This is a genomic window from Sediminihaliea albiluteola (genome assembly GCF_014077625.1).
Lineage (GTDB): Bacteria > Pseudomonadota > Gammaproteobacteria > Pseudomonadales > Halieaceae > Sediminihaliea > Sediminihaliea albiluteola.
The window spans coordinates 533057-557104 of the sequence record NZ_JACFXU010000013.1 but is presented as its reverse complement, the minus strand read 5'-3'; the positions used below and the strand labels follow the sequence as shown (position 1 = coordinate 557104).

The 24048-nt window shown below is 52.9% G+C and carries 24 protein-coding genes and 2 tRNA genes; 14 read left to right on the top strand and 12 right to left on the bottom strand.

What is annotated here, in order from left to right:
* Positions 1 to 58: 58 nt before the first annotated feature.
* Together rpmF and H2508_RS03530 are read right to left on the bottom strand one after the other, a co-directional pair.
* Complete coding sequence (rpmF, locus tag H2508_RS03535; protein WP_182168992.1) at positions 59 to 241, bottom strand: 50S ribosomal protein L32; 183 nt, start codon at positions 239 to 241, stop codon at positions 59 to 61.
* Positions 242 to 244: 3 nt separating this feature from the next.
* Entirely contained in the window at positions 245 to 784 is a 540-nt protein-coding gene (locus H2508_RS03530; RefSeq protein ID WP_182168991.1) for a YceD family protein, read from the bottom strand.
* A 104-nt stretch (positions 785 to 888) separates the two neighbouring features.
* Between H2508_RS03530 and H2508_RS03525 the strand changes: the two genes are divergently transcribed.
* Positions 889 to 1467: a Maf family protein gene (locus tag H2508_RS03525; RefSeq protein ID WP_328799303.1), complete on the top strand. Its 579-nt coding sequence runs from the start codon at positions 889 to 891 to the stop codon at positions 1465 to 1467.
* Here H2508_RS03525 and H2508_RS03520 read toward each other — a convergent pair.
* Together H2508_RS03520 and rluC are read right to left on the bottom strand one after the other, a co-directional pair.
* Positions 1464 to 2111 (bottom strand): HAD family hydrolase, encoded by a 648-nt coding sequence (locus H2508_RS03520; RefSeq protein WP_182168990.1) that lies wholly within the window; start codon positions 2109 to 2111, stop codon positions 1464 to 1466. The two genes, H2508_RS03525 and H2508_RS03520, sit on opposite strands and share 4 nt — an antisense overlap.
* Before the next feature lie 6 nt (positions 2112 to 2117).
* The gene (rluC, locus tag H2508_RS03515) at positions 2118 to 3074 is read right to left on the bottom strand and encodes a 23S rRNA pseudouridine(955/2504/2580) synthase RluC (RefSeq protein ID WP_182168989.1); all 957 of its coding nucleotides are present in this window, start codon (positions 3072 to 3074) and stop codon (positions 2118 to 2120) included.
* A gap of 585 nt (positions 3075 to 3659) precedes the next feature.
* Between rluC and rne the strand changes: the two genes are divergently transcribed.
* The 9 genes from rne (at position 3660) to trmA (ending at position 11334) form a co-directional block, all read left to right on the top strand.
* A complete protein-coding gene (gene rne / locus H2508_RS03510; RefSeq protein ID WP_182168988.1) occupies positions 3660 to 6671 on the top strand; it encodes a ribonuclease E in 3012 nt (1003 codons plus the stop codon).
* A 116-nt stretch (positions 6672 to 6787) separates the two neighbouring features.
* A tRNA-Ser gene (locus H2508_RS03505) sits at positions 6788 to 6877 on the top strand.
* Positions 6878 to 7056: 179 nt separating this feature from the next.
* On the top strand, positions 7057 to 7740 hold the full coding sequence (locus H2508_RS03500) for a Bax inhibitor-1/YccA family protein (protein WP_182168987.1): 684 nt from the start codon (positions 7057 to 7059) through the stop codon (positions 7738 to 7740).
* Between the two features lie 72 nt (positions 7741 to 7812).
* A complete protein-coding gene (gene tusD, locus H2508_RS03495; protein ID WP_182168986.1) occupies positions 7813 to 8211 on the top strand; it encodes a sulfurtransferase complex subunit TusD in 399 nt (132 codons plus the stop codon).
* A complete protein-coding gene (gene tusC / locus H2508_RS03490; RefSeq protein ID WP_182168985.1) occupies positions 8208 to 8573 on the top strand; it encodes a sulfurtransferase complex subunit TusC in 366 nt (121 codons plus the stop codon). The genes tusD and tusC overlap by 4 nt, the downstream gene beginning before the upstream one ends.
* 1 nt (position 8574) lies before the next feature.
* The gene (gene tusB / locus H2508_RS03485; RefSeq protein ID WP_182168984.1) at positions 8575 to 8868 is read left to right on the top strand and encodes a sulfurtransferase complex subunit TusB; all 294 of its coding nucleotides are present in this window, start codon (positions 8575 to 8577) and stop codon (positions 8866 to 8868) included.
* Between the two features lie 12 nt (positions 8869 to 8880).
* Positions 8881 to 9201 carry a TusE/DsrC/DsvC family sulfur relay protein gene (locus H2508_RS03480; RefSeq protein ID WP_182168983.1) on the top strand — a complete coding sequence of 107 codons (321 nt, stop codon included), beginning with the start codon at positions 8881 to 8883 and terminating at the stop codon, positions 9199 to 9201.
* Between the two features lie 26 nt (positions 9202 to 9227).
* Positions 9228 to 10241 carry a glycosyl transferase family protein gene (locus H2508_RS03475; protein ID WP_182168982.1) on the top strand — a complete coding sequence of 338 codons (1014 nt, stop codon included), beginning with the start codon at positions 9228 to 9230 and terminating at the stop codon, positions 10239 to 10241.
* Positions 10231 to 11334, top strand: coding sequence for a tRNA (uridine(54)-C5)-methyltransferase TrmA (gene trmA / locus H2508_RS03470; protein ID WP_182168981.1), 1104 nt, complete (start codon positions 10231 to 10233; stop codon positions 11332 to 11334). Before H2508_RS03475 ends, trmA begins: the two co-directional genes overlap by 11 nt.
* Here the strand turns inward: trmA and H2508_RS03465 are convergent.
* The 6 genes from H2508_RS03465 to H2508_RS03440 all read right to left on the bottom strand — a co-directional run bounded on the left by H2508_RS03465 (position 11331) and on the right by H2508_RS03440 (position 17782).
* Entirely contained in the window at positions 11331 to 12233 is a 903-nt protein-coding gene (locus H2508_RS03465; protein WP_182168980.1) for a hypothetical protein, read from the bottom strand. The genes trmA and H2508_RS03465 overlap by 4 nt on opposite strands.
* Before the next feature lie 3 nt (positions 12234 to 12236).
* The gene (locus H2508_RS03460) at positions 12237 to 12866 is read right to left on the bottom strand and encodes a dUTP diphosphatase (RefSeq protein WP_235964787.1); all 630 of its coding nucleotides are present in this window, start codon (positions 12864 to 12866) and stop codon (positions 12237 to 12239) included.
* A gap of 100 nt (positions 12867 to 12966) precedes the next feature.
* Entirely contained in the window at positions 12967 to 13773 is an 807-nt protein-coding gene (locus tag H2508_RS03455; protein WP_182168979.1) for a DUF2894 domain-containing protein, read from the bottom strand.
* A 9-nt stretch (positions 13774 to 13782) separates the two neighbouring features.
* Positions 13783 to 14415 carry an OmpA family protein gene (locus tag H2508_RS03450; RefSeq protein ID WP_182168978.1) on the bottom strand — a complete coding sequence of 211 codons (633 nt, stop codon included), beginning with the start codon at positions 14413 to 14415 and terminating at the stop codon, positions 13783 to 13785.
* Positions 14415 to 17096, bottom strand: coding sequence for a coiled-coil domain-containing protein (locus H2508_RS03445; RefSeq protein WP_182168977.1), 2682 nt, complete (start codon positions 17094 to 17096; stop codon positions 14415 to 14417). Before H2508_RS03445 ends, H2508_RS03450 begins: the two co-directional genes overlap by 1 nt.
* Complete coding sequence (locus tag H2508_RS03440) at positions 17093 to 17782, bottom strand: DUF3348 family protein (protein ID WP_182168976.1); 690 nt, start codon at positions 17780 to 17782, stop codon at positions 17093 to 17095. Before H2508_RS03440 ends, H2508_RS03445 begins: the two co-directional genes overlap by 4 nt.
* Positions 17783 to 18134: 352 nt before the next feature.
* Between H2508_RS03440 and H2508_RS03435 the strand changes: the two genes are divergently transcribed.
* The 4 genes from H2508_RS03435 to H2508_RS03420 all read left to right on the top strand — a co-directional run bounded on the left by H2508_RS03435 (position 18135) and on the right by H2508_RS03420 (position 21713).
* On the top strand, positions 18135 to 18443 hold the full coding sequence (locus tag H2508_RS03435; RefSeq protein ID WP_220463566.1) for a hexameric tyrosine-coordinated heme protein: 309 nt from the start codon (positions 18135 to 18137) through the stop codon (positions 18441 to 18443).
* An 83-nt stretch (positions 18444 to 18526) separates the two neighbouring features.
* On the top strand, positions 18527 to 18739 hold the full coding sequence (locus H2508_RS03430) for a DUF3565 domain-containing protein (protein WP_182168975.1): 213 nt from the start codon (positions 18527 to 18529) through the stop codon (positions 18737 to 18739).
* Positions 18740 to 18890: 151 nt separating this feature from the next.
* Positions 18891 to 19877, top strand: a complete 987-nt coding sequence (locus H2508_RS03425; protein WP_182168974.1) for a diaminopimelate dehydrogenase — start codon at positions 18891 to 18893, stop codon at positions 19875 to 19877.
* Between the two features lie 363 nt (positions 19878 to 20240).
* Complete coding sequence (locus H2508_RS03420; protein WP_182168973.1) at positions 20241 to 21713, top strand: FAD-dependent oxidoreductase; 1473 nt, start codon at positions 20241 to 20243, stop codon at positions 21711 to 21713.
* A gap of 79 nt (positions 21714 to 21792) precedes the next feature.
* Here H2508_RS03420 and H2508_RS03415 read toward each other — a convergent pair whose 3' ends face one another.
* Together H2508_RS03415 and H2508_RS03410 are read right to left on the bottom strand one after the other, a co-directional pair.
* Positions 21793 to 23445 (bottom strand): hypothetical protein, encoded by a 1653-nt coding sequence (locus H2508_RS03415; RefSeq protein WP_182168972.1) that lies wholly within the window; start codon positions 23443 to 23445, stop codon positions 21793 to 21795.
* A 431-nt stretch (positions 23446 to 23876) separates the two neighbouring features.
* Positions 23877 to 23964, bottom strand: a tRNA-Leu gene (locus tag H2508_RS03410).
* Positions 23965 to 24048 lie beyond the last annotated feature (84 nt).

The following is a 24048-nucleotide window of genomic DNA, read 5'->3' as shown; positions in this document are numbered from 1 at the left end:
TGCGATGTACCGTGTCGAACAAACCTGGCGCCTTTCAGAACGTCAGGATCGAATTCGCTTAGTCGTCGTTGCCAGTATCTACGACTTTCTTGCCGCGATAAAAGCCGTCTGCAGTGACGTGGTGACGCAGGTGGGTTTCACCAGAAGTCTGATCCACGCTCAGCGTGTTAGTCGGCAGGGAATCGTGTGAACGACGCATGCCGCGACGCGAACGGGTTTTTTTGCTCTTTTGAACAGCCATGATTTACTCCTGATTTTTCTCGCTGGGCTTTAATTGCGCCAGCACATCAAAGGGGTTGGGCCTCTCTTCTTCCGGTGCCATTTCTGGCTCGGCAGCGGCAAGGTCCACCAATACCTCATTACAATCTTTGCGCTCGTGGTAATTGTAAGGAGGCAAACCCAGTACGAGTTCGTCTTCCACCAGCTCCCACAGCTCGCCGGCTTCCTCCTCAAGGATCAGTGGCTCCAAGTGTCGCGGAAGATTGCGCGCCTGTTCATCCGACCAAACCACAGCCAGCACATGGCTGGTTTGCAGGCGGGTTGGCATCGGGTCAAGACAGCGCTGACAAGTCACAATCACCTGTGCGTCTGTCGTCACCTCGATCAGGAAACGGCCTTCATCGTCTTTGGAAAACGCCAAAAACGCTTCAATAACACCGTCATCCGCGGCCAGTAAAGCCCGGAAACGTTGTAATTCAAGCGGTTTTAACACCCCACTGATACTCACGCCACGCGCTGCCGCTTTGCGGATATCCAGCGTTGTCGGGAGGGGCTCAGTCAACATAGGCGCGCATCATAGGGTCGGAATGGGACTTTGTCAAAAACATCTTTAAAATACAGCCTATTAAGGTGATTTTTCACAGGCCCCGCACGCACTGAGCCCAATCAATGATGAAGACATTAATACTCGCCTCCACCTCACCCTACCGCAAACGCTTATTAGAACGCCTAGGCCTGCCCTTTAGCTGCCTTGCGCCTGGCATAGATGAGCAAGCCAAGGCTGGCGAAACACCCGCTTCACTTGCAGAGCGACTGGCCGATGAAAAAGCGCGGGCGGTGGCCAAGCTTCATCCCGAAGCCACTGTCATTGGTAGCGATCAAGTGGCCTCCCTACAAGGACAGCTGCTGGGCAAACCTGGCAACCACGAGCGCGCCAGGACTCAACTCAAGGCCTGTAGCGGCAACACGGTGGTATTCCATACCGCTATCGCAATGCTCGCTCCCAACTTGGCGCTCCATCATGTCGAGCCCTTCAGCGTCAGCTTTCGCCAGCTGAGCGATACAGCAATCGAGCACTATCTACAGCGCGACCGCCCCTACGATTGCGCCGGTAGCTTCAAATGGGAAAGCTTAGGGATCGCCTTATTTGAGCGCCTATCTGGGGATGACCCTACCAGCCTAGAAGGGCTGCCATTAATAGCCCTGACCAAGATGCTAGAGCGCGCCGGGCACCCTGTCCTGGCTTAAGCTCTAGCGCTGAGCAATAACTCAGGCAGTTCGCCGAGCTCATCAAGCAGATGCCGAGGGTTGTGTTGGCGCAGGCGCTCGGGCGAATGCACCCCAAAACTGACCCCTACCGAAGGCATGCCGAGCTTGGCTGCCATCGCCAAATCATATTCACTATCCCCTACCATCCAGGCTTGCTCGGCTGCAAAGCCACGCTCAGCCAGAATCTCGCGCAGCATCAGTGGGTCAGGCTTAGATTTAGTCTCATCGGCACAGCGGGTCGCATCAAAATAATCTTCCATGGCCAGACCGGCGAGTACTCGATTTAGACCGCGACGACTCTTACCGGTGGCCACAGCTAACTCAAAACCCGATTGCCGCAAATTCTCCAGCATCTCCCGCGCACCGTCGAAGAGCCTTACTGGCTCAGCAGTCGCTGCTATATATTGCCGTGAATAGGCTTCGGCCAAAGCCAACCTGCCCGCTTCGCTCTTATCTGGAAACAAGCGCTGCACAGCCTGGGGTAAGCCCAGGCCGACAATATTGCGCACCGCATCGACTTCTGGCGACTCTATAGACAGCTCCTGGGCGGCCGCCTGCATCGCTTGCACAATGCCGTCTATGGAGTCGCATAGGGTGCCATCCCAGTCAAATATAACAATCATTATCAATTACTTACGAAGTAGGTTTAATATAAATTCTAGGTCGTCATCCAGAGTTGCCTGAAGGGCCAAACGGCCACTATCGGGCAAGCTAAAGCGCAACGACCAAGCGTGCAGAAAGAGCCGCTTTAGCCCCAGCTTTTGACACAGCGCCTCACTTTTCGCATCGCTGTATTTTGGATCGCCCAACAAGGGAAAGCCGGCGTGCTGAGCGTGCACTCGGATTTGGTGCGTGCGGCCAGTGATGGGCTTGGCCTCGACCAAGGTTGCCTCCTTAAAGCGCTCCACCACAGAGAACTCGGTCAGCGAACGCTTGCCCTCTTTAGACACGCGCACCATGCGCTCGCCAGATTGCACGATATTTTTCTCCAGCGGCGCATCAACAAGCTTTAAAGTTCGCGGCCACTTACCCGCCACTAAGGCCAGGTAGCGCTTATCGACCTTGTCGCTACGCAATAGCTGATGCAGCTCACGTAGGACGGCCGGCTTGCGCGCGACCATGATCAGGCCCGAAGTATCGCGATCTAGGCGGTGGACCAACTCCAAGCGGCGATCTTCGGGGCGCAACTGGCGCAAACACTCAATTAAGCCAAAGTTAAGCCCGCTGCCTCCGTGCACCGCCAGACCGGAAGGCTTGTCGAGCACTAAGAGCCCCGGATCCTCATAAACCACCCGCTGCCGAAGCTGCTCCAGCCAAAAGCCAGGTACAACAGGCACTTCACCCGCCGCCGGAGTGCGTATCGGCGGTAGGCGTAGCACATCGCCGCTTTTAATACGGTAATCAGCCTTGACCCGCCCCTTATTGACCCGAAATTCACCTTTGCGCAGACCGCGGTAAATACGGGTTTTTGGCACTCCCTTGAGCACTCGCAGCAAGTAGTTATCTAAACGCTGACCAGCATCTTCCTCGCTAATTTCAAGCCAGCTCACCGCTACTGCTGGCTGGGATTGGTCTTTTTCGCTCAAGTGCTGCTCCTGCTGGTCTCGAAAGGGAAAAATTTTTACAATTGAAGCACTTATAAAGTGCTGTTATAGTCGCCACCGTGTGGCCGCCCTCTGTCAAGACAACGATTGATTGGGGAATCGACAAGCCACTGGCGAAGGTAGGGCCTGCCGATGAATTGCACGGCTCCGTCAGTAAACACCACACATCTGTAAGGGATGTCGACGCGAGCTCGATGAACGGGTGATACAACACACCTGCTGCCGAACAATCCCGCGAAGCGACATAATTTAAACCGCGCAGTGCGTCTGCCGGGACACAGAATCAGTTTACGGAATATCACAGCGTAGTCGCAGGGTTCAGGTGCTGCGACACTACCAAAAAGGCAGGTTCAGCGCTAGTAGCTAACCGCCTCAATGCTGACCGGCCGCCCTGCGGCGCGGGATGATACATGAACACCTGAACGTATCGCGTAGTGCCACAGGCTTGGCAGCCATAAATTGGAAATCTCGCTGCCACCCTGTCGGCCCACCATATGCCCGGCAATTGCCGGCTGTACAGCTGATCTTAAGCCCCGCCAGACCTGCGCGAATCAGGTATATGGCACTATGAAGAAAATGCTTATCAATGCAACTCAACCAGAAGAGTTGCGCGTTGCGCTGGTCGACGGCCAACGTCTCTACGATCTGGACATCGAAAACCGTACCCGTCTGCAAAAAAAATCCAACGTCTACAAAGGTAAAATCACCCGCGTTGAGCCCAGTTTGGAAGCAGCCTTTGTCGACTTCGGCGCTGAGCGTCACGGCTTCCTCCCCCTAAAAGAAATTGCCCGAGAATATTTCTACCGCGACCCCGGCGCCGTCGATGGTCGGATGAAGATCAAGGATGTCGTTAAAGAAGGCACCGAGGTTATTGTTCAGGTAGATAAGGAAGAGCGTGGCAATAAAGGTGCAGCCCTTACCACATTTATCAGCTTAGCCGGTCGCTACATTGTATTGATGCCTAATAACCCTCGCGCCGGCGGTATCTCACGTCGCATCGAAGGTGAAGAGCGCAGCGAATTGCGCGACGCCCTATCAACCCTTGAAATTCCCAATGGCATGGGTGTTATCACCCGCACCGCAGCAGTAGGTCGCAACTCCGAGGAGTTACAGTGGGACCTCAACTACCTACTGCAACTTTGGCAGTCCATTGCCGATGCCAGCACCAAGGTAAAGGCACCCGTGCTGCTCTACCAAGAAAGCAACGTAATCATCCGCGCCATCCGCGACTATCTGCGCGATGATGTCGACCAAGTATTGATCGACTCTGACGATGCCTTTGCCCAAGCCATCGACTTTGTCAGCATGGTCATGCCGCAGTACAAAGACCGCATCCGTCGCTATGAAGATGCCATCCCGCTATTCAACCGCTTCCAGATCGAAAGCCAAATCGAAACCGCCTTCCAGCGTGAAGTGCGCCTGCCCTCAGGCGGCTCCATCGTCATTGACCCCACCGAAGCGCTGGTTTCAATTGACATTAACTCGGCCCGAGCTACCCGCGGTAGCGACATCGAAGACACCGCTTTACAAACCAACCTCGAAGCAGCCGACGAAATCGCCCGCCAATTGCGTTTGCGCGATATGGGCGGCTTGGTGGTCATCGACTTTATTGACATGCTTGCGGCACGCAATCAGCGCGCCGTTGAAAACCGCATGCGCGACGCCCTAGAAATCGACCGAGCCCGCGTTCAGGTAGGTCGTATTTCACGCTTTGGCTTGCTTGAGATGTCGCGCCAGCGCTTGCGCCCATCGCTTGGTGAAACCAGCGCAATCGTCTGCCCGCGCTGTACTGGTCAAGGCACCATTCGCGACACCAAATCACTGGCACTCTCTATACTGCGCTTGCTAGCCGAAGAAGCCAGCAAAGAGCGCAGTGCGGAAGTTCGCGCGATTGTACCGGTGGACGTTGCCGCCTACCTGCTGAACGAAAAGCGCCTGGCCTTGAGTGAAGTTGAACAACTCACTAAGTCCCGGGTCTTGGTGATTCCTAACCCGAACCTTGAAACGCCCCACTTTGAAGTACAGCGCTTACGCGACGACGAGGTTGAAGGCGAAGCGGCCAGCTATAAAATAGATATCACCGTGCCCGAAACCGATCAGATATCTGACACTCACTCAGCGGCTCTGCCACAGCAAGAAGCCCTAGTGAAAGGCGTTAAACGCAGCATTCCGGCACCAGAATCTAACAACACTGACGCAGAAGCTAAAGCACAGAAAAAATCGCCTAAAGCTAAAGGCAAGAAACACCACAAGGGCAAAAAGAAAGCCAAACAAGGCCTCTTTGCTCGTTTGATGGCAGCCCTATTTGGCACTGCAGCTGCAGCTCCTGAGAAAAAGAAAAAGTCAGAAGCCAAGAACTCAAAAGGCTCTAAGCGCGCAGATGACAACGAGCGCGAAAACAAGCCCCAGGGTAACCGCAATCGCAATAACCGTCGCCGTGGTGGTAAGAACCGCAACCGCAATGGCGAAGAGCGCGAGCAGAACGGAAACCAGCAAAAAGCCCTCAATACCGAATCAAGCTTAGCTGAGCGCGATCAGGATACTAAGCAAGAGTCCCGCAAAGAGGAGCGCAATGGTCGCAATCAGCAGCGCCGCCGTCGCCCAGAGCGCGACAGCTCTGACAGCCAAAAGCAAAACACTGAGGAAGTAGCAAGCACCGAACAAGCTACTAGCCGCGATGACTCCTCTAATGGTGATCAACCTCGCAAGCGACCCAGTGACCAGCGTGGCGAACCGCGTCGCCGTCGCCGCAACCGTGGACCGCGCCCCGCTGATGATGCGGCGACGCAGTCCTCTGCAGTCAGTACTGACGAGCAAAGCAAGGTCTCTGCGAAGAGCACCACTGACGATGAGGCCAAGCCTAGCTCAGCGAGTGCTGAGACGGTCAGCCCTGCAAGTAGCCAAGCAGCGGCCGCAGCGCTAGGTCACAGCGCTCCAGCTAAGGTTGCTCAGCAAGAGCCCACTGGCGCAACAAATGCCGAGCAGAAAGCCGAGCAAGCGACAGAGCCAGCTAAAGAAACAGCTGCCAGCACTGCGCCGACTGAACAGCCTGAACAGCCTGAACAGCCTGAGCCGACAGCTACAGAAGCCCCCGCTGCTACTTCAGAGCAAGAACAAACAGCTCCTAGCGAAACAGCGGCGCAGGCCAAGGCTGAATCCGCTACTAAGCTCAGCGCAACAGCAAGTGCAGAGCAGCCAGTGGCAGATACTAGCCCTGAGACTGAGACTGAGACTGAAGCTGAAGCTGAAGCGAAAGCAGCAACTAGTGCTCCTGAGCCAGCCAGTAGTCAAGCCGCTGCAGCAAGGGGACTGACCGCTGATGGCCGGGCTACTAACGACCCACGTGTCGCAGCTAAACCGGTCACTGAGGTGGCAATTACCACTAGCCACCCGGTTTTGTTCAGCGATGTGATTGCGCCACCGGCTAAACCCAGTGGCCGCGTGACCCTGCGAGCCAGTAATGACCCCCGAGGTCCCGCGCCTAGCACAGCAGCAACTCCGGCAACAGAAACAGCGCCAGTAGCTGAGCTGAAAGAACAAGATGCTGCTGAGGAAAGCGAGCTGCCGGCGCAATCCTAAAAAAAATGTAAAGTTCTAGGGCACAAGTGGCCAAGAGCTCTTGTGTCCTTTTTACATCGCTGTATAATGCCGCCTTCTTCGCTGCTGAGCGCAGTGCAAGAGTGACAAAAGTTTTAGGTGGGCTGGCTGAGTGGTCGAAAGCGGCGGTCTTGAAAACCGTTGGAGGTTTATCCCTCCCCGGGGTTCGAATCCCTGGCCCACCGCCATCTACAACGGGCTCCTAGATATCTAGGAGCCCGTTTTTTTTGCCTTGCGCAACAAATCCTCCACTTTAGCCTCTAAAGCATGGGCTAATTCCGATATCAGTTGGAATTTGGAAACTTCGCCCTTATTATGTGTCTAATCACATGAAGCACATGATGTGCCGTGCACTATGGAGTATGTAATGCAAAACAATCCGATGTACCGGAACGAGTACAATGCAAATGCCGCTGGGATAGGCTCGGTGGTAAGCACGAATAAGGTACTGAAAAACACTTACATGCTGCTGGGCCTAACACTGGCCTTTAGCGCATTAACTGCTGGTATTTCAATGGCGATGGGCCTGCCCCAAGGCGCCGCGCTGATCTTATCGCTGGTTGGCTTTGGCCTGTTATTTGTCGTCAATAAGATGGCTGATAGCAGCAAAGGTCTAGTGGCTATCTTCGCCTTCACTGGTGTAATGGGCGCCTCTCTTGGGCCCATGCTGAACTACTATGCTGGCATGCCCGGCGGTCCAGCCTTAGTGATGCAAGCCCTTGGTGGTACCGCTGTCGTGTTCTTTGGCCTTTCAGCCTACGCACTGACTACCCGTAAGGATTTCTCTTACATGGGTGGCTTTTTGATGGTTGGTCTGCTTGTGGCAGTGGTAGCAATGATTGCTAACATTTTCCTCAACATACCAGCACTGTCACTGACCATCTCTGCAGCAGTGGTGATGATCATGTCTGGCCTGATCCTCTTTGATACCAGCCGTATCATTAACGGCGGTGAAACTAACTACATTCGCGCTACAATCTCTCTGTACTTGAGCATTTACAACCTGTTCATTCACATGTTGAGCCTGCTCACTGCCTTTGGCGATGACTAAGACTCAGCGCGCTACCCCGAACCCCGGTGCCAAGCACCGGGGTTTTTTGTTTCTGCCCCAAGGCGAGTGCCGGTGAATTACGCGCTGTTGGTATTGGCCTCCCCGGCTTCTGGCCTCAGCAATCTGAGTGCATTGCGCTTCGCTGAAGCAGCACTGGCTCGTGGTCATAAAATTCACCGTGTGTTCTTTCTTGACCAAGGCACTAGTTCAGGCCTGGCAACATCGGTATATCCTCAGGGCGAAGCCGACCCCGTAGCGCTCTGGGCCGAATTAGGCGAGCGTCACAATCTCGACCTAGTCCTCTGTATCAGCTCTGCGCTAAAACGCGGCTTGCTGGATGCTAGTGAGGCGGCGCGTTATGAACGCCAAGCACAGACCCTTCACCCAGCTTTCAGCCTGGGCGGCCTTGGGCTATTGGTTGAAGCCACTGCTGAGGTGGATAGATTGCTGACCTTTGGCGGCCCCTCATGACGCAGACAAAGAAAGTGCTTTTGCTGACCCGCCATGCACCCTACGGTGGCAGCCTAGCCCGTGCCGCAGTGGATGCCGCACTGGCGGCAGCGGCTTTTGAGCAAGCTCCTAGCTTGCTGTTTATGGGCGATGCTGTGCTGCAATTAGTCTCCGATCAAGATGCCAGTGCTGTCGGCACTCGGAGCCACGGCCGGGTTCTTGAGTCTCTGCCCCTTTACGATATCGATCAGGTATTTGTCGATCAGACAGCTTTGCTAGAATACGGCCTCACAAGTCATGATTTAGCCATCGATGTCATTTTGCTAGATGATCCTGCGATGCGCCAAATGCTGGCCGATCACGATCACATTTTGAGTTTTTAAGATGCCCCTGCACACCTTAAATGCCACGCCAAATCAAAGCGCCTTCGCCCAGTGCCTGCGTATGCTCGGGCCACAAGATGCACTGCTCTTACTTGGCGATGGTGTGTATGGCGCCATTAAGGACACAGAAGCGGCAAAAGCACTGCAAAACAGTGGCGCCGAACTCTACATACTAGAGCCCGACGCCCGTGCATCGGGCCTAGAAAAGCGTTTAGCAGAATGCTTTAAGCCCTTGGATTATGACGGCTTTGTCGAGCTTTCAGAGCGCTTCCCCAGCCAGCAAGCTTGGTATTAAAGCGAATCATCGATGCTACTGCCCGATACTGCATTTGACCCAGAAGGCTTTCTGCGCGATATCAATCAATGGTCGCCGGATGTGGCTGAACAAATAGCTGCTAGCGAAAATATCCAACTGGAGGCCGCGCACTGGGAAATACTGTATTTACTTCGGGACTATTACGCCCAGTTTGACTCATCGCCCGCCATGCGTGCACTGGTAAAGTACAGCGCGCAAAAGCTGGGCAAGGATAAAGGAACTAGCCTTTACCTGCTTAAACTGTTCCCCGGCTCGCCGGCCAAATTAGGCAGCAAACTGGCTGGCCTACCCAAGCCCGATAACTGTCTCTAATCCAGCACTACAGGAGCTCGTCCCTCATGTCTGAAACGGTCTCAGCGGAGCACCCTTTCGCAGCTTATGTCCGCATCTTAGGAAAAGGCAAAAGTGGCTCTCGCTCGCTGACCCAAAGTGAAGCAAGGGAAGCCTTTAGCATGATCCTCAAGGATGCTGTTGAGCCCTTGCAGCTAGGTGCTTTCCTGATGTTGCTGCGGGTTAAGGAAGAATCTGCGGCTGAACTCGCCGGCTTTGTAGAGGCTTGCCGCGACACAATGATAAGCCCTCCTGCGAGTATTTCAGCTGAGCTTGATTGGTCGAGCTACGCCGGCAAAAAACACCAGCATCCCTGGTATATTTTGTCGATGCTATTACTGGCTGAGGCTGGCTATCGCGTGTTCATTCACGGCGCGGGTGGCCACACGCCCGGCCGACTCTATACCGGCGATGCCCTACAGCAATTGGGACTTAGCACTGCGCAAAACTGGCAAGATGTCGAGCAGCAGCTAGCTGAGCAAAACTTTAGTTATCTAGCTCTGAACAAGTTCTCTTCGGCACTGTACGATTTGCTGCAGCTAAAACCTTTGCTGGGCCTGCGCTCCCCGGTCAACACTTTGACCCGCATGCTCAATCCACTGCAGGCCCCAGCGAGCATCCAGAGTATTTTCCACCCAGCATATGCGCTGCTCCACCAGGACTGTGATGCCTTACTCGAGCAACACAGTTCTCTGGTATTTAAAGGTGACAGCGGTGAGGTGGAAATCAGGCCCCATGCCGATACCCGGCTAATGCTGCAATTTAACGGCCAGCCGCTGAGCAGAGAACTGCCTAGAACATTAACAGAGCGAGCAGCAGCGGTAGCGCAGCCATCGGTTGAACCCCTTCAGGCACTATGGCTGGAGCAGCGCGAGGAAGCCTACGGTTTATTGGCCACCCTCTCGACTACCGCCGCAGCACTCTTATTACTAGAGCCTTCACTATCAAACCAGAGCGCCATGGCGCGTGCCAAAGAACTTTGGCAAAACCGCAAACAGGAGACATTAGCCCGTGCCACTTAGTAACTTCGCCCCGGAACAGTATGAGCAATTATTGGCTGATAAAGTCGAAGTGGTACAAAACTTACTGGCAGCCTACCAGCCACCCGAAGCCAGTATTTTCCCCTCTGCGCCCAGCGCTTTTCGGATGCGAGCTGAGTTCCGCCTCTGGCATCAAGGCGATGAACTGCACTATGTGATGTTTAGGCCCGGCGAGCCCAAAACACCCATCGTGATTACACAGTTTCCCATTGCCTGTGAAGCCATTCAGTCATTGATGCCTGTATTGCTTAAACACCTGCAAAGTGAGCCCCTGCTGCGTCACAAGATATTCCAAGTGGAGTTTCTCAGCACCTTGTCTGGTGACACACTCATCACCTTGGTCTATCACCGCAAATTAGATGAAGCTTGGCTGGAGCAAGCGACAGAGCTTGCCAGCCAACTCGGTATCCATATCGTAGGACGCTCGCGTAAGCAGAAACTGGTTCCAAGGCAAGATTATGTTACAGAGATACTGCCGGTAGCAGGAAGGGAGTTTTATTATCGTCAGTATGAGCAGGCCTTCACCCAACCGAATGCCCAGCTGAACATTCAAATGTTGGAGTGGGCGCTAGATGCAACGGCTGCACTGAGTGGTGATCTGCTTGAGCTGTACTGCGGTAACGGTAACTTCACTTTACCACTGGCCCAGCACTTTGATCAGGTGATAGCCACTGAGCTGTCTAAAACATCTATTCGTGCAGCGCGCTGGAACCTCGAACGTAATGGCATTGAGAATGTGCAGATGATTCGCCTTTCCGCGGAGGAAGTCAGCCAAGCCATAGCAGGTACTCGGGAATTTAGACGCCTAGCAGACTTGCCGCAAGCGCTGGGCAGTTACGATTTACGCACGGTGTTTGTCGACCCACCACGGGCTGGCCTTGATCCTGCAACTACGGCCATGGTGGCGCAGTTCGAGCACATTTTGTATATCTCCTGTAACCCCCAAAGCTTGGCGGATAACTTAGCTACACTCTGCAAGACCCATGAAATAGAGCGCTTTGCTTTGTTTGACCAGTTCCCTTATACCCACCACATGGAATGCGGCGTATTACTGCGCCAAAAGCAATTGAGTTAACAGCGGATACCAAATTTCAACAGGGCGCGCACCAGTACTTCATCTAAGCGGGGCTCGTCCTTTTGGTTAATTTCGATAAAGCGCAAATCGAGTTCTTGATAAAGTTCACGCCGGCGCATTCGCAGGCTGAGCTCTCCCGGCGCTGCATCATCACTCCAGCAATCGATATAGATATGGCCTTGGGGCAAATAAAAATCAGCCTGTATGGCCTCTTCACAGGGCAGTAAGCGACGATGGGCATGGGCCAACTGGGCCAAATACAACCAGTCGCAAACGCGGCGCTCTAAGCTGGACTGTAACTGGTGCCCGTCCATACCAAGCACGTCGTCATGGCCGCCGTTGCTGGCAGAGGAAAACAAATCCTGCTCCCCCTCCTCCGACTGAGGCAGTTCAGCTTCACTGCCAAAGGCTAGCCGTGACAACTCCCGCCTGACCACTGGGTGATCGACAATTTCATGGGGCCAGGTGACAAAAAATGCTCCGCTATTTTCACTCTCCGCCTGCTGACCGCCCCAGCGCTGGCCCAGTGGAGTTAACTCCCACCCTAAGAGGCTGTGGGTTTGCAGGCCCAGCTCTGCCAAGGCACGGTTGATATGCCGCGGGTGCAAACTGGGATAAAAACGCCTCAGTGAAGCTGCGGTGATGCGCTGATTAGACTCAATGGCACTGAGCAGTGGGTGCTGTATGAGCGTTTTCGGCCACACGATATAGCGACCAAAACGGCGGCTATCACGATACAGGCCACCTTCGTATTCGCCTTTACTCGTTAACAGCCAGGCCTCTGCTCGGCGCTCGATCCAGCCATAATCGCGCAGCGTCACAAACAACTGCTGCACCGGCAGCTCTAACTCGCGGGCCAAGGCGGTAGTGGATAGAAACTTATCGTCATCGCCGCTCATGGCTTAGCTGACAGCGCAGAGCTTGCTATAGCGGGAAGCCAAAGCAGCGTAAATCTGCTCGGCAAAATCATCAGCACTTTTATCTAAGCTCTCAACCACTTCCACTAAATGTTCGTTATCTTCGCGGCCATCCCAATTCTTTTGGTAGAGACCCTCCTGATAACCGTGATCCTGACGGAAGAAGTTCAGTACATTCTTGCCCACATAAGCACTGTAGAGTTGCTCAAAATCCAAACCCGAGGCCAGCATCAGCTCCCAAAAGTGCTCAGCTGAAAAGCTCTTCGTTTCAAGTGCGTGTTGAGCCAGAGTCTCTGTCGCCTCAGGAACTGCTAGCTGGCGATACTGATACTCAGCCACTTGGGATGCAATATCAGCGGCGATATCACTTTGACTGCGACCAGTACCCAATAGGGCTGACATACCAAAATGCCAGATATCGATCACTTCCAGCTGCACTTGGGCCAAGTCTGGATCCTGTTTTTTCCACCACTTATAACCGTAGTGTTCCAGCAATTCGGCACACTCAATCCAGATTGCCCGATACCAAGCAAAGTTCTGATCCACCCACTGCTCATGTATTCGTGTATTCATCCGATGCTGCATCGCGAGCATGGTTTCTAGTGCTTGTTGCAAGTGAAATCCTCAATTGATTGATGCTGACTTGAAGCGCCCTAGCGCCTGTTATGCATGCTGCCAAGCATAGCAGTCAATAGAAATTGCTGTCAGCTCTTCCTTAGTCTTTGGGTTGTGACTCCAAGTAAAACAAGGTATCGATGTAAGACACAAAGCGCGCCGTATAGCTCGCAGAGAGTTGATGCATAAGGGTGATGGAGCGGGTGGCTAAGCGCTGCGGATTGAGCGGCCCAGAGTCAGCGGGTAACTGTGCTTGCGCTTGATTCACTAGCTGCTCGGCCCCCACTCTGAGCATCGCTTGGCGGTAACGTTGCGCGGAACGCAGCTCAGCCCGGGGCAGTGAAGCCGCTTGATACTCCGCTAATAGCTGCTTCTCTTGCGCCTGCAGGTCAGTACTAAAGCCCTCACTGCTAGGCAGACCAGTAGCCAGCTCGGATAACTCGCTTAACTCAGCAGTCAGCTGGGCCAGTGGCCCGCTAGATCGCTGACGTTCCAGGCGTCGCTGCAGCCGCTGCAAGGCTCGCTGATCAAAAGTACAGGCAGTACGGCGCAGCTCGCTCTCAGCTTCAGGGAAGCGCTGCAAGAGTTCAGTAAATTGGCTTTGGACTTGCTCGCGAGTATCCAGCAAGCCTTGAATATAATCATTGAGCCCAGTGACTGCCTGGCTTTGCAAACGACTGCTCAACGCGGCTTGATCACCAGCCTGCTCGAGGCGCTTCACAAGAGCCTGGATAGCTGCAAAACGGATGGGTGCAAAGGCTTGTAAGCCGCGCTCTCGCAAGCTAACGATTAGGGCCGACAAGCTCTGCACATCTGTCTTATCAAGTTCAGGGATCTCAATCTCACTAGGCAGCAGCAAAACGGGCTCTGTTTCCTTAACTTCGCTGTTGCGTGTTTGCTCGGTCACCGGATCAACCTAGTTGCTAGCCGTATTGCGTGGCACAGGCGCTATCTCGACACGGCGATTTTGGGCCCTACCGGCCTCATTGTCATTGGCCGCCACAGGTTGCTGTTCGCCAAAGGCCGAGGCAAAGAGTAGCGCAGCAGGCATGCCCTCCTCTATCAGTGCGCGGGTCACGGTTAGAGCACGCTGTGCCGAGAGTTCCCAGTTATCGCTAAAATGCAGGTTGCCCTTCTGGATAGGCAGACTGTCGGTGAAACCACTGACCATCAGCAGCTCGTCTCGCTCACCCAAATAAACTTGTAAGGGCTCTACCAGAGTGCTCAATAACTCCCGACCTTCGGGCTGCAGTTGATCCGAGTTCAAGGCAAAGAGCACGCTGCCACTGATCCCAATGCGGCCATGACTTAAGGAGATCCTACCGCTGGCAAGTGGCCCCGCTAGAGCTTCTTCTAGGGCTCCACGGCGCTGCTCTTCCACCTGACGGCGTTCAGTTTCCTGCTCTAAACTGCGGGTCAGCTCCACTTGGTAGCCGACGACCCAAATCAGAATGAGTACAAAAACCCCCACTAAACCCGCCATCAAATCGCCAAATATTGGCCACACTGGGGGCGCGGGGGCATCCTCGTAGTGCTGCAGCTCTTCCATCAGGCATCAGCCTCAAACAGCTGCTGTTGACGGCCCAAATGACGCAGCTCTTCGATAATTTCTTTTTGTGACAGCATGCTGTGGTCAATGATTTCGCGGGCCTGTGCCACATAGTAGGCCAACTGCTCATCGCTGCGCGTAGCAGACTGATCCATGGCTTGCTCAATGCGATCTAAGCTGTCAATCAAAGCCTGATTCGACTCGCCAAATTGCTCTACCGCCAGATGGAAAGCCTCTCCGAGACTGGCCACTTCTGCGGCGCTGCCGGCCATATCTCCGCTGAGCCCAGAAATCCTAGCGATACCTTCATCGACCTGCGTACCAAAACGCTCACCCAAATCCTGTAAAGCTGAAGCTGAGGACTCTAGCATCTGCTGTACTGCATCGCGCTGGCTGTCAGAGCTGCTTTCAAGTGAGCCCAGTAGAGCTTGTAAACGCTCGAGCACTAACTGTCGCTCTTCCAATAGCTGGTTATCGCGCTCTATGCCCTTGGACAGCTCTTGCCGTAGCTGCGCGATCACCTCGGCTGCCGCGCGAGGCGTTTCAGACGCCGTTTCAATCAATCGGGTCATCGGCGCTTCGAGTTCGCTGCCCAGTTGGCTCAGGTGCTTGGCAACGCTGGACTCTAAGTTGGCCAAACGCTCTAGCGCAGCATTAGCACGGAGTGCTTCGTCGGCACGCAATTGCGCAAGCTCAGTGCTAAGTGCCGCGCTCAGTTGCTCCATTCGCTCAGAGTGTTGCTCCAGCCAGCCCGACTCAGAAGCCATCCTTGCCTCTAGCAACTGCTCCGAAGCAGCCAAGAGTTCAGCTATCTTGATCAGCTGAGCTTCTGCTAAGTGGCGAGTGACTTCGCCGAGTTCTGCTACTGTATTACTTAAGTGCTGTTCAAACTGTTGGGCGCTTTGCTGCTGACTCTGCTGCTGCTGACTGAAGGACTGTGCCGCCAAGTCCTGTACTTTGGAACTGCTCTCGAGTAAGTGCTCGGCACCCGCTTTTAAGTTCTGCTCAAAGCGCTCTGTGACATCAAGCTGACTGCGATGCTGTTCTGTGATGAGCAAGCTCACACTATCTTGTATCTCACGCGCCGCATCGCTCAGTTGCGCTACCGTTGCGCTGAGCGACTGATCAAAACTGGCAATACTCTCGCGCTGGCTAGCTTGCTGCTGCGCCACACCCTCAGTTACCACTTGTTGAATGCTAGCGGTGGCGGCGATCAGCTGTTCTGCTGTACGAGTTAAGCTTTGATCAAAATCGCTAATACTTTGGCGCTGGCTCGCTTGTTGCTGGCTGAGGCCCTCTGCAATTAAGTGCTGAATCTCCGCCGTACTGCTGTTTAGCTGCTGCGCTGTGCCATCCAAAGCCGCTTTGAAATCAACAATACTTTGACTCTGAATGGCCTGCTGCTGCTCGACACCAGCGGCCACTAGCTGTTGAATGTTGTCCGTCGCGGCAGTTAATTGTTCGGCTGTAGTACTTAAAGCCTGGCCGAAATCTAGCAAGCTTTGGCGCTGACTGGCTTGCTGCTGGCTATGCCCTTCAGCAAACACTTGTTGGATCTCTGAGCTAACTGCGCTCAACTGCTTGGCAGTGCCGGCAAGCGCCTGCTCGAACTCAGCTATCCCCTGGCGCTGGCTGGCCTGTTGTTGCGCTATGCCTGCTGCGATCAGTGCTTGAATCTGTTCCACTGCCTCGGCATTTTGTTGAGTGGAGGCGGCACTTTGCTGAGCGCTAAGTTCGCTTAACTGAGCATGAACTTTGAGGGTATTGTCGTTGAAGCTTTGCATCGCGCTTTCCAGCACGGGGCGCATGCTTTCGCCAGCCAAGCTAGCACTTTGACTTAGACTTTGCTCCAAAGAGCTGCCCACCGAGCGCGCCAACTGGCGATATTCCTGGCTGGCACTGTCATGAAAAGCTTGCTGGCCGCTGACTAAACGATCGCCTAGATCGGCATTCATCGCGCCAAGCTTATCGGCCAAATCATCCAATCTATCGACAATAGTCGGTAGTGCTGCTGCTTGGGCCTGCATTGCCTCGAAGGCTAAGTTGCGGCGGCTCGCTACATTGTACTGAGCAAAGAAACGATGGGCGTAAGCATCCAGTTGATTGACCACTAACAAGCGTTCACGGCGGCTCAAAGTAGCGCCTAGCCCCAGCATGGCTGAAGCGGCCACACCAGCAACTGAGGTGCCAAATGCCACCCCTAGGCCAGCGATCGGGGCAGTAAGACCAGCACGTATGGTGGCCAGATCGGTCTTACCCTGCAGTGCCAGTACCGCCCCAGACAGTGTATCGACCATGCCAAAGAAGGTACCTAACAAACCCAGCATGACCAGCAGGCCAAGCAAATAAGGCGTAAGGACAGGCGCTGGCAGCAACACTCGCTCCCCGCTGACACGCAAGCGCACAGGATACTGTAATGAAGGCTCTACACGAGGCAACCAGGCCTCTAGAGCGCCAGACTCAGAGCTATCGACCGGCGGTGGCGACTGCAGCGCGACCTCAAGCTTGGCAGTGGCGCGGCGAAACCTCAACTGCTCGGCAATCCCCAAGGCGTAGGCAAGGCCAATAATTAGGGTGACAGCAAGGGCCAGACTATGGCCACCAAAAAAACTAGCGGCCATCCAAATAATGGCCACTGCGCCCAGTAGGCTGACCACAGAAAAAAGAATTTTATTGATCATAATGCTCTGTCTGTTAATTCGTCCATAGCTTCAATAAGCCCTTGCACAGGCAGTAAACGCGCTTCGATTTCCGCCAGCAAAAGTGCCTGAACCTCGCTACGAAAAGTGGTATCAAGCGCAGCGGGAGATTCGAGGGCTTCAAAACGGTCTGCGACTAAGGCCGGGATGCTGGCAAACAAGCGTCGGCTATGAGCCAGTAAGCTATCGCCAACCGCCGCATCTAGGCTGGCCAGTTTAAGCAGCTCTGGCGATAAGCCAGAAGCCGTATCGCGTACCCTTTCCTGCAACCCTCGCACTCTCGCTTCCATTTCCCCCTGGTGGGCAGCATAAAATTTTCTGTAGGCCTGGGCTTGTGGCGCCTCGCCGTCGGTGACTTTTGGCCAGCGGATCCGCGTCGCACCACTGCCGGGAAATAAGCTGCGCAATACCGCTGAAATCATTGCCGCCCTAACACGCAAAAAGTCTTCTCGCCCGCCAGCGCTGTGATCATCGACTGCAATAAATTCCTGCTTGCCCAATAAGCTCAGTGTTTCCGACAAAGCGACTGAGTTGCTGAGGTCGATCAAATCACCCAAGCGACGGGCAAACTGCGAGTGCGACACCCCACCCTGAGCAGCCGTATGCTCAGCAAGCAGGCTAACTAGGCGCGGCAGAACGAATGTGACTGAAGGCGCTACACGGGTCATTGGCAAATGCAGGTAAAATCCACGGCTCACCCACATTAAATAAAACAGCTAATCCATTGATTTAGCTAGAGTTTTAAGAAAGGCAAGGGGAAGAATAATCGCCGCACTATACAGTGGGTAAAGGGCCTATGGCAAGTAGGGCTTTAGCTGAGTAAAAGTCACTCTAGGCGCCCGAATCAGGCTGACAAACAGCCCTGAGCCAAGATGACTAACAGCCCTGAGCAAGGACTTTTGCCTGCAAACGTTACATGGAGAAAGATAAGAGGGTAAAATTTCGTTTGCGAGCCCAGCAAGCAATGCTTTTAGCCTAGCTCGCCACTCGATTATCGAAGAAGGCTTCAGGAGAATAATTATGCAGCAGCTAGTAAAACTTATGTTGGTAGCTTTTTTATCCATTGGCCTTTTACAGAACGTTCAGGCTGCCGAGGAGCAGAAAAGCGATGACTATATGCCTAGTCTGATCACTGCGACGCCCCTTGAAGGCCGGCAATTAGCCATCACAATGGTAAGAAAAACCATTGGCGCAATTCAGCGTGATTCGGCGATCAAACAAGCTGTACGGCAAGACTATCAAGACGACGCCGAGTTATTAATGCAGGCCGCTGAGCTGGTAGCTCTGGAGTTTCAAACCATCGCCATTGCGAACAACTATTGGCGCTAGGCTTTTAAATGCTTTATTGAGGCCTGTTACCTGGTTTTACAGCCACTGCAGCAGGCTTATTTAGCTTAGCAATAAGGGAGGATATGAAGCAGCCCATCACTCGTTTCCATAAAGATCTGCAGGATGACTGGTTTGTAGAGCTGCTCTGCGGTCATTTCCAGCACCTCAGACATAGGCCCCCTTGGGAGAACCGCCCGTGGATCGAGTCAGAACTTGGTCGCCAGAATATGCTTGGCTACCAATTGGAGTGTAAGAAGTGCGATCAAGGGGCTGCTCCAGATACGCTAGACACCTAAACTAGGCCTCTATGCCGGGCTGGCCAACAGCAAATTAGTCTACAGTAAACATCTCAGCTAGCTATATGCAGCAAGCTGCAGGGGCAGCATTTTTCATCATAAGCTGCCCTACTCTTATTAGTTTTTTTAACGTGTTAAAGGATAAATCGATATGTCTCAGCAAATCAGGGTAGCCATTGCCGGTTATGGAAATTTAGGGCGCGGAGTTGAAGCTGCACTGAAGCAAAATCCAGACATGCAATTGGTCGGAGTATTCAGTCGCCGTGAGCCCAGTACAGTAGAGCTACTCGATTCCAAAGTACCCGTCTACCCAATGGCTGATATTGAACAATACCAAGACGCTGTTGATGTCATGATCCTCTGCGGCGGTTCAAAAAGCGATTTACCAGAGCAAGGGCCTTACTTAGCCCAGTTCTTTAATACGGTAGATAGCTTTGACACCCACGCCAAAGTGAATGAGCACCACGCCGCGCTCGATAAAGCAGCCCGGCAATCAGGGCACCTTGCTATGCTCTCTGGCGGCTGGGATCCCGGTGTGTTTTCACTCAACCGTTTATTTGGCGAAAGCATCTTGCCCGAAGGCGAAACATACACCTTTTGGGGTAAAGGCTTAAGCCAAGGGCACTCTGATGCCGTGCGCCGCGTGCCCGGCGTGAAAAGAGGCGTGCAATACACCCTGCCCTCTGAAGAAGCTATTGCTCGTGTCCGCAGTGGTGAACAGCCCACTTTAAGTACCCGTGAAAAACATAAGCGCGAGTGTTTCGTAGTACTCAAAGACGATGCAGACGCAGAGACCGTACGCAATAGCATCGTGACCATGCCCGACTACTTCGCGGATTATGACACCACCGTCAACTTCATCGATGAAGCGACCTTCGACAAAGAGCACAGCAGCATGCCCCACGGCGGCTTTGTGATTCGCAGCGGTCTGACCGGTGAGGGCAACAAACAAACGATCGAGTACTCACTGGCCCTTGGCAGCAACCCCGAGTTCACCGCCAGCGTACTAGTCGCCTATACCCGCGCCGTACACCGCCTGGCCAGCTCTGGCGAAGTGGGCGCAAGAACCGTCTTTGATATTGCACCAGGCTTGCTGTCCCCCAAAGACCCAGCACAATTGCGCAAAGAGCTACTCTAAGCTCATAGAGTCAAACAGTCATACCCAGACTGGATCCACACAGTGGCAGCTCAGTGCACAGAGCATAGCCCCTCCAGAGGGGCTAAGCTTTTGAGCTGCAATCAATGGGAATAAAGCATCAGGCCAATAAGGCCTAGATAGCATTATCGAGTGCTGCTGAGGCCTATCTCAGGCTGTAACAACAACAGGCGCGGGATAAATACTAAAGTCTTATACTAGTCTTTCCCCGCCTGCCGATCGTTTACCATTCCATACTGAACCGCTCTAGAAAACATTGCTAAGCAACTGTAGTGTGTTGCCTTACTGGAACAGCTGCTGTGCTTTGGCTGTTCTAAACATGGCCTATCTTGGAGAGTGCTTTTCATGGATCGCGTAGTAAAGCTTGAGCAGATTGAACACTTTGACTTTATAACGGATGTTGCTGTTTGTGGTTACGGCGGAGCTGGGGCATCGGCTGCACTTGAAGCGCGACGTGCAGGTTCAGAGGTCATGATCTTCGAGCGATTTTCTAGTGGCGGTGGCTCCACGGCACTCTCTGCTTGTGAAATGTATCTAGGCGGTAATGGTGGCACCAAGTTACAACAAGAACTTGGTTTTGAAGATAGCACTGAGAATTTCTATAACTATTTAATGGCCTGTTTCGGCAAATATGCCGACGAAGCTAGAGTCAGAAAGTTTGTTGACGGTGCTGCTGAGCACTTTGATTGGGCTGAAGGCCTAGGGGTTCCCTATAAGCGCGGCTTCTACCCAGGCCGTGATGTCGTTGCCATGACAGGTGATTCGCTGCAGTACACTGGCAACGAGAGGGCTTATCCCTTTAACCAGCAGGCACAAGCAATTCCACGAGGCCACCTACCTGCCGATGCCGACCATGACGGCGGCAAGGTACTGATGGGTCATTTGATGAGAAACGTTGTTGAATCCGGGGCCGATATTAAATACGACGCCCGTGTGCTCAGTCTTATCCAAGATGAAAACAAGCGCATTTGCGGTCTTTTAGTAAAAATTGATAACAAAGTGCAGGCCGTTTATGCGCGGCAAGGCGTCATTCTGGCAATGGGCGGCTTCATCATGAATGAGAGCATGACCAAGCAGCACATCCCGCAGCTGGAATCGATCTGTACTCGCCACGGTAATCCGGGAGATCGCGGTGATGGTATTCTGATGGGCATTGCCGCGGGTGGCAACGCGATTCACATGGGCCAGGCTTTTGTCGGAATAGCTCACTATCCACCCTCGGATCTCACTTACGGCATTTTCGTTAACGAACAAGGGCAGCGTTTTATTAACGAAGATATCTACCTTGCTCGTCTGGGCGACTATGCGGCCAGGCAGACCAACCAAAAAGCTTATATGTTCATCGACAACAAGTACTACAGCCGCCCCGACTACCACGAAACCACTGAAATCATCGCGGTAGGAGAAACGGTTGAAGAACTTGAGCGGGAGTCGGGCTTACCTGAAGGCTCTTTACAACACACTGTCGCCTACTATAACCAGCATGCAGAGCAAGGTGTTGACCCCCTCTTCCACAAAAGCGCTGACTGGCTTGCTCCCCTAGTCACCCCACCCTTTGCACTAGTCGATTACAGCTTGGCAACACTGAAACCAACATGCTTCACCTTAGGGGGGCTCGATACTCTACCCACTGGCGAAGTGCTGACCGCTGAGCGTGAAGTAATTGAGGGGCTCTACGCAGCAGGGCGCACCGCATCAGGTATACCGCGCACAGGTGAAGGCTACGCAAGTGGCATGTCAGTTGCCGACGCCACCTTCTTTGGTCGCCAAGCTGGGATTAGTGCTTCTCAGACAAGCCGCAACGAGCCGCCCGTTTAGATTGCATAGAAGCTGTGTTTTATTGTGGTTGAGCCGGCATGCATGGCATGCCGGCTCAGTTTTGCTTTAAGGCTGTATTTCATTCCTCGTTATCAAAGCAAGCCTTCCATCCGCCATCTTCAAAGCGCTCCTTAGTACAAGCGATAGACTCGGGAATAAACTCAGCGCTGCTAGCTGGAATCTCTGCTCCTTTTACGCCATTGATAATATCCTGAACTATTGGGTTATCTCGATAGACATAGCGATAGGTGAGCTGGCCATCAAGAAAACCACCTGAGTCGATCCATGTCGCCTTTTGTTGCTGCAAGTTTTCAGGGCGATTTATTTCATCAGAGATAACTAGGGTGTAATAACCCTCCTCGTCCACGCTTAATTCCGAGTCAAGCATGCAGTCAATCGCGTGCCCAGCCCAAATATTATAAGTACAAATAGAATACAACCTAACATCAAAGTCCGGTGAGCTGACGGGCACACCTGATCTGGTGTCAGGTGCCGATAAGTATTTCGCTCTTAGCACATGGATATCACCAAAACGCTTACTGTAGACAGTGCTGAGGTACTGCACGTCGGCGTTCGCTAAGGTATCGGAAGGCGCTTCAAAGTTAGATGAGGTACTCCAGTAGCCATCCTTATTTGCACGGTGATCAGCAATCGGCAAATGGGGATACTTTAAATCCGATTTGACGCTCATACCGCCGTTGGCATAAAGATCGCATTCATCAAATTGCTGCGTTACCTCTCCTGCGGCGTTATAAATAGTGACTGCGGGAAGTGGTACCCCGCCGGAGTTGGCTCCATCACCAATATCCGAGGCATATAAGCGCAACAAATTACTGACGTAATGATTAGGGCTTTTACCATCTTTCTTGACCCCAACGTATCGCGTATTAGGCTCTGGGTTGGTAGGTGGAGGCCCAAAAACATACTTAGCCGTGTAATACAGCTCATCACTTTCGGTCGGCACTTGGCGGTAGGGATTAACACTGCCCGCATCGGGATCTATATCCTTATCAACAAGCGTTGGCAGGTTATTTAGATCCATATCATTCGGGTGATAGGCGAAATATCTAGAACGCGGGTATTGGCCATGAAACTCAACCCATCCTCCCGGCTCAACCACAAAAAGCCCAGGCTGTGCTACCTCAGCGCTAGCGGAAATTAGAAAGTTATTGCTGAAGTAATTAGCGCCGGCTATGTCCGGTAAATTTGGAAAATGATTGAATGTCTCTGGGTTGCCGATCCGAGGCCAAGCTGGGCAGATCGTTTGTGTCGCCGGTATCGCAGAAACATTATAACTACTGCCTTCTAAACTCAGCCCACACTCAGCTGCTATGAAATCACCGACCCGCCCTTCCGCGCCGGCTAAAGAAGGGTCACTTAACTCAGCGAATGTTTTGATCATAGGTCTTTTGCCGTCAACCGCTGCAGCCCAAGCCTCAAAAGCATCATGAAATTGCTGCATATCCTTTTGAATAGCAGCCGGAGATACATCTAATAATGCTTTTAAAACTTTGGCATGACCATCGAGCTCCGGCAGACCACGTGTATCAATACCCCCATCATTTATTTTTTTTAAGGTTGTACAAAAGGCCTGGGCATCCTTTTCAGCGGACTCGTCCAGAGCGAAGGCTGAAGATAGGGATACTAGCGGAGCACATAAGCAGGCTATAGACAGCCTTAAATAAGACAGCCCTTTCTTTTTAGTGTTTGTATCGATCGCATTTTTATTCATAGTATCGCTTTGATCCTTTACTTATTGTTTTTGCTCAAATGTGTCGAGACTAAGAGCCTGATCAGGTCTAGTGAGGGACTAGGATAGCCACAAAGGTATACAGTTGTATACTTTTGTATGGATACTATATGAACTGATTTCGCTTCGTCAATAAATCGCAAGAGTCATAAAATTATAAACTGATCGGCTCATGTGTTAATTTTTCGTGAGAGGCCACATGGGATAATTAATAGTTTTAGGGGCTTGAGCACTAGCGCTTGAGGGTACTGACTCTCTGCGGGCGGAATGGCATTATCAAGCGGGAGGGATGAACGCTCATTCCGTGTTTATGGCACAGAGCCAATCTTCGTAAATGGCTAGATATTTGCTACATAAATAATGTTTAGCAAATACCTGAAAATCACTATTAAGCTGTAAGCTATTGATTTATATGGTGCCCGGAGCCGGAATCGAACCGGCACGCCAGCAATAGGCGGGAGATTTTAAGTCTCCTGTGTCTACCAATTTCACCATCCGGGCAGGGTATGGGGAAGGTCTCGACTAACGAGGCGGCGCATAATAACACAGTCATATGGGCTCGGGGCAAGCAATCTCTCACATGAT